The organism is Dolichospermum lemmermannii CS-548 (genome assembly GCF_028330815.1).
GTDB classification, from domain to species: Bacteria; Cyanobacteriota; Cyanobacteriia; order Cyanobacteriales; family Nostocaceae; genus Dolichospermum; species Dolichospermum lemmermannii.
In genome coordinates this window covers 1-5,788 of record NZ_JAQMTJ010000088.1, presented here as the reverse complement: position 1 = coordinate 5,788, position 5,788 = coordinate 1, and the positions used below count along the sequence as shown (strand labels likewise).

Annotated in this window: 1 protein-coding gene; it reads left to right on the top strand. The window is 40.5% G+C overall.

Going from position 1 to position 5,788, the window contains the following annotated elements:
• The first annotated feature begins 184 nt into the window (after nucleotides 1–184).
• Nucleotides 185–5,689 carry a CARDB domain-containing protein gene (locus PN450_RS05760; protein WP_271835691.1) on the top strand — a complete coding sequence of 1,835 codons (5,505 nt, stop codon included), beginning with the start codon at nucleotides 185–187 and terminating at the stop codon, nucleotides 5,687–5,689.
• Nucleotides 5,690–5,788 lie beyond the last annotated feature (99 nt).

Here is a 5,788-nt window from a genome sequence, read left to right as displayed (position 1 = left end):
CTTGCATATGCCGTAATGAATGGGGTTAAAGCTAGGGGAGAAAAAGGACAATACAGTACAGAACGTATTCATTTTAACAAAAATAACCATTCTTAACTTTTCGTTACATAGTTAGAAACTTTTCCGCCGACCTACTTATACAGGCACAAATATAACCTTAGATACAGGAAATGCTACGGCTAATTTGAATGTCGTTGATAACGAAAGTCCTAGTTTAAACATTGTTATTGACAAAGATGTTATTTCGGAAACCGGAACAGCAACGGCAACTATTACCCGCAATACTGATATTACTAGCCAGTTAGTAGTTACTCTTAATTCTAGTGATACAACAGAAGCAACTGTTCCTAATACTGTGATTATTCCCGCGGGACAAAATTCTACTACCTTGACGATTACGGGAGTCAGTGACGGCATTAATGATGGTAGTCAAACCGTTAATATTACCGCTTCCGCAACCGGGTTAAATAGTGGAACAGATAGCTTAGAAGTCACAGATATTAATGTCCCTGATTTAGTGGTGACTCAATTACAAGGAAGTCAAACCACCTACACCAGTAAACAATCTCAATTTACCTATACTATTGCTAATAATGGGATTATATCTGCATCAGGAAGTTGGAAAGATCGGGTTTATTTATCAACTGATAATAAATTAGATGCTACCGATACCTTATTAGGCGAATTTGGCTTGGGAAGTACACAAAATCCCGCGAATTTATTACCTGGAACATCCTATGATCGGACTGTCACCTATTATGCACCTCGTAACCCCGGACAATATTATTTAATTGGTGTCACTGATACAGGAAATTCAATCAATGAAGGGGTAAGTATTGGTGAAAATAATAATACTACTATCACCCCTTTAACAATTACACCAGCTTATCGTGGGACTGTTTACACTGACACAGAAACAGCTTTAACTGGAAGTTCTATTACATTACGAGGAAGAGCATTAAGTAATAGTGATAATTCCCCCGTTCCTTATGAATTTGTCAAAGTCAGAGTAGAAAATAAAGGTAATATTCGAGAATTTGACGCATTTACTGATGGTAATGGTAATTTTGTCCGTCAATTTACTCCCTTAGCAGGAGAAGCAGGAACGTACAACATTAACGCTTATTTCCCTGGTAATTCCAGCGAAGATAACGTAGCAGAAGACCAGTTTACTTTATTAGGAATGCGGTTTGAACAAAATGACCAATTCTTAACGCAAGTATCCCAACGCATTACCGAAGGAACAACCTTTAACGGTGCAGTTAAATTACAAAACCTGAGTAATATAGCATTATCAGGATTAACGGCTAGTATAAATGGTGCGCCCAGTGATTGGACAGTCAATGTTATCCCACAAAAAACGAGTTTAGGGGGTAATGAAGAAATCACGGTCAATTACAGTATCAATGTCCCGGATGATAAATGGAGTTATTACAATTTTGGTCTTGGATTAAGTACCACTGAAGGCGTTACTGCGAATTTACCAGTACGAGTAGATGTGGCGCAACTGTTACCCCGTTTAGTTGCAGATACCAGCAGTTTACAAGCTTCTATGTTGCGGGGAGGTCAAACGATAGTCGAGTTTACGGTTAGTAACCAAGGTGAGGTTGCGTCAGGAGAATTAAGTATTCTGCTTCCTGATGCGTCTTGGTTAAAGTCGGCTTCTTCGATTAAGCTACCTTCCTTGAATCCTGGTCAATCAACTAAAGTATCTTTATTATTACAACCGTCTGCGACGCAAGAGTTAACGGTTTATAACGGAAATGTAGTTATTTCCGGGGATGAAGCCTCCTTAAGTTTACCGTTTAATTTCCGGGCGATTTCGGAAGCGAAAGGGCATCTTAATATTAATGTAGTGGATGAATTATTCTTCTTTGCAGAAGGTTCACCCAAGTTAGGAAATGCAACAATTACCTTATTAGATCCGTTTACAGGAAGCGTGATCTTTTCGGAAACTGATGCGGATGGTGTTTTATCAAAAACAAATTTAGCAGAGGGTTATTATAAACTGCGTATCAATGCAGATAGTCATGATTACTATGAGCAGAATATCTATATTGGTGCAGGTGAAACAAAAGATATTCAGGCATTTTTGTCAAGACAAACAGTTAAATATACATGGACAGTCACGCCGACAGAAATTGAGGACCGATATACAATTAGCGTTCAATCAACCTTTGAAACTGATGTTCCTATTCCAGTTGTAACAATTGACCCACCTTTAATTGATTTAAAGGATTTACAAGTTATTGGTCAAGTCACACAAATTAACATGAATGTGACTAATCATGGGTTGATTGCCGCGAATGATGTTAAGTTAAATTTTGGTAGTCATCCTTTTTATAAAATTGAACCTCTGATTAATGATGTTGATGTTTTAGCGGCTAAAAGTTCTTTAAGTATTCCTGTCAGAATAACAAGAATCGCCGATTTTGATGCTTTACCAAATAGTGCAGGAGAACTTTCAAGTCTAGCTACACCTTCAGTTCCCTGTTCAATTTCTGGTTCTCTTGGTTGGTCTTATCCTTGTGGGGGAAATGATGTCCAAAAATCCGCAGCTATTGCCTTTAATAATGTAGAAGGCAATTGTGGCGGTGGTATCGGCGGTGGCGGTGGTATCGGCGGTGGCGGTGGTATCGGCGGTGGCGGTGGCGGCGGTGGTGGTGCTAGTATTTACAGCTCAGTCCCTATTGTTTATGCACCGAAAACACCTTGCTGCGAAAAAGATTTAGATACTTTTAATATTGAGATAAACGCATTTATCCCTTTTGATAAATTAAAAAATCCCGGATATACGGGAATACCTATTGGTGGAAGCCAATACTATGAATTTGGCGGTGATGGAGAAGCACGAGGTTTTGTTAAAGATAATACTCGTACACGAATGTGGTCTAAAGTTGTACTGACTACTGATGGCTGTAAATCTCCAACTTTCACATCACAACATGGCGTTAATCAAAGTACCGGATACGACAGAGATGGAAAGTTGATTGGAACAGATAAAGCATCAGATTCTGATATGAGTGAGAGTGTTAGTGGCAATGGCTCGACTATTACAGTTAAACTCCATGCTGCTGTTGGAAACCCACTTGTTGCCGGCGCGCCAACGGCAGATTATGATTACACTTTAACATTGACTAGACTTAGAAATGAGTGGCAATGGAGTCTTCAAGGAGATCATGATGGATTTCCTGCTTATGGTGTTTTTCTTAATGGCTCACTTATTTATAATTCTCATCCCGGTGGTTCAGGTATATGGGATGTTCTAAGCCTATACCCTCCAAAAGAGAAAATTGCTAATGTCTCAGGATCTATTAAAAACGACAATCCTCCTTGTTGCGATAACACAAGCACCAGTTCCAGCGAAATTACATTTCAACAAAGTCAAGAGGATAGCGTCTGCGCCAAAGTCACCATCAAAATTGACCAAGAAGCAGTAATGACTCGTGCAGCCTTCCTTGGCAACCTAGAAATCAGCAACGGCAACAGCACCAAACTAGAAAACCTCTCCGTTACCCTACAAATCAAAGACGCAAACGGCAATATCGTTAACGACCTCTTTGGTATCACCTCCCCCATCCTCAACAACATCACCTCTGTTGACGGCACAGGCATCCTCATAGGCGACGATCCCAACACCCCTCAAAACGAAGGCATCGGTTCAGCCCAATGGACATTTATCCCCACCAACCTTGCCGCCCCTGAAATTCCCACCCAATACACCATTAGCGGTAGTCTGTCCTACCTTGAAAACGGCTCAACTGTAACTGTCCCCCTACTTTCCACCCCCATTACCGTCTATCCCCAAGCCGAACTTTATTTAGACTACTTCCATCAACGGGATGTCTTTGCGGATGACCCCTTCACCGATCAAATCGAAACCTCCGTTCCCTACGAATTAGCCGTATTAATTAAAAACCAAGGCAAAGGAGAAGCCAAAAACCTCAAAATCACCTCTGGTCAACCCAAAATCATCGAAAACGAAAAAGGATTACTCATCGACTTCCAAATTATCGGCTCAGAAGTAAATGGACAAGGCGCAAGTCCATCCCTTACCGTTAACTTTGGTAACATTGCAGCAGGTGGAACTGCTGTTGCCGAATGGTTACTCAAATCTACCCTACAGGGTAAATTCATTGACTACAAAGCTACCTTTGAACATATCAATAGCTTAGGTAAAGCCGAACTTTCCCTGATTAAAGAAGTCAAAATCCATGAATTAATCCACAGCGTCAAGGTTAATCATGCTAATCCTGATAACCTCAATGACTTCCTCGTTAATGAAACCTTTGATGCCCAATTTACTCCCGATATTATCTATTTCAGTTCGGGTGGAACTGCTCCAGTTAAAGCCGTTAAAAATGCAACAATTGATAGCCCCGCAACCCTCAATGATTTAACCGTACAAATTTCCGCCACCGTGGAAAATGGTTGGACTTATCTCCGGTTAGCAGAACCCAGTAACAGTCAATTCGATATCGTTAAAATTCAGCGTGCAGATAATACAGAAATCAACTTAAAGAATATTTGGACAACTGACAGAACTTTCCCCGGTACAGGAAGACCAAAATACGAAAATATCCTGCATTTCCTTGATAATACCAGCGCTGGGAACACCACCTACACCGTTACCTATACCCCTGGTGGTCCCACCGTCACCGATATTATTGATGTTAGTCCAGATCCTCGCGCCACTGCTATTAATGCCATTTCCGTTGACTTTTCGGAAGCAATTAAAACCAATAGCTTTGATTACAACGATTTAAGTTTAACCGTCAATGGTGGCAGCAATTTGATGAACTCCACTGTTACTATTCTGCCCCTATCTCCCACCCGTTATCAAATTACAGGATTAAACAACCTCACCAATAATGATGGAAATTACACCCTAACTGTTAATGCTAGTGGTATAGAAGATACATCAGGGAAATTAGGCACAGGTTCACTAACGGAAACTTGGATCAAAGCCGCAACAGGTAACTCTGATACTACTCCCCCCATTGTCACCGATATTATTGATCTCTTAATTGATCCGCGTAATCAACCGGTTTCTAATCTCAATGTCACCTTCTCAGAAAAAATTGACCTTAGCACCTTTAATTGGCAAGATATCACCCTCACCCGGAATGGTGGCACAAATTTAATTAACAATACTGTCACTATCTCTGCCGTTAATGACACAACATACCGGATTAATGGTTTATCAGGATTAACCACAACAGATGGAAATTACACCCTCACCGTCAACGGTAGCGGTATTCAAGATTTATCTGGTAACGCGGGAACAGGTACACAGTCAGAAACCTGGGTGATGGATACTACCGCACCCGTAGCACCCAGTAATGTTGTTGTTGCGGGAATATCCCCCAACAGTGCAGGGTTGCAATCATCATCTTTACAATTCTTAACTACATCGGGACAAACCCGCATTAACACCACCACCCCAACTATTAGTGGAGAATTAGGCGAAACTGGCTTAAAAGTCTTTTTCTACGATAAAAACACCAATCAACTGTTAACACAAGCCACCGTTACAGGGACTCAATTTAGTAGTAGTGTACAACTTCCCTCCCCTGGTGCAAGAGAATTAGAAATCAGGGTACAAGATGCAGCAGGAAATACCACAAATACCACTTTAAGCCTATTTGCACCTGAGTTCGATGTAAATAAAAAGTCTAAAAGTACGTAACAGTAACAGTTCTGTCAATAAGTATTGGTTATTGAGAATTAAAGCCCACACCAAAAATTTCTCAAAAAATTAATTTTTTGAAATGTATTTACTATTAGG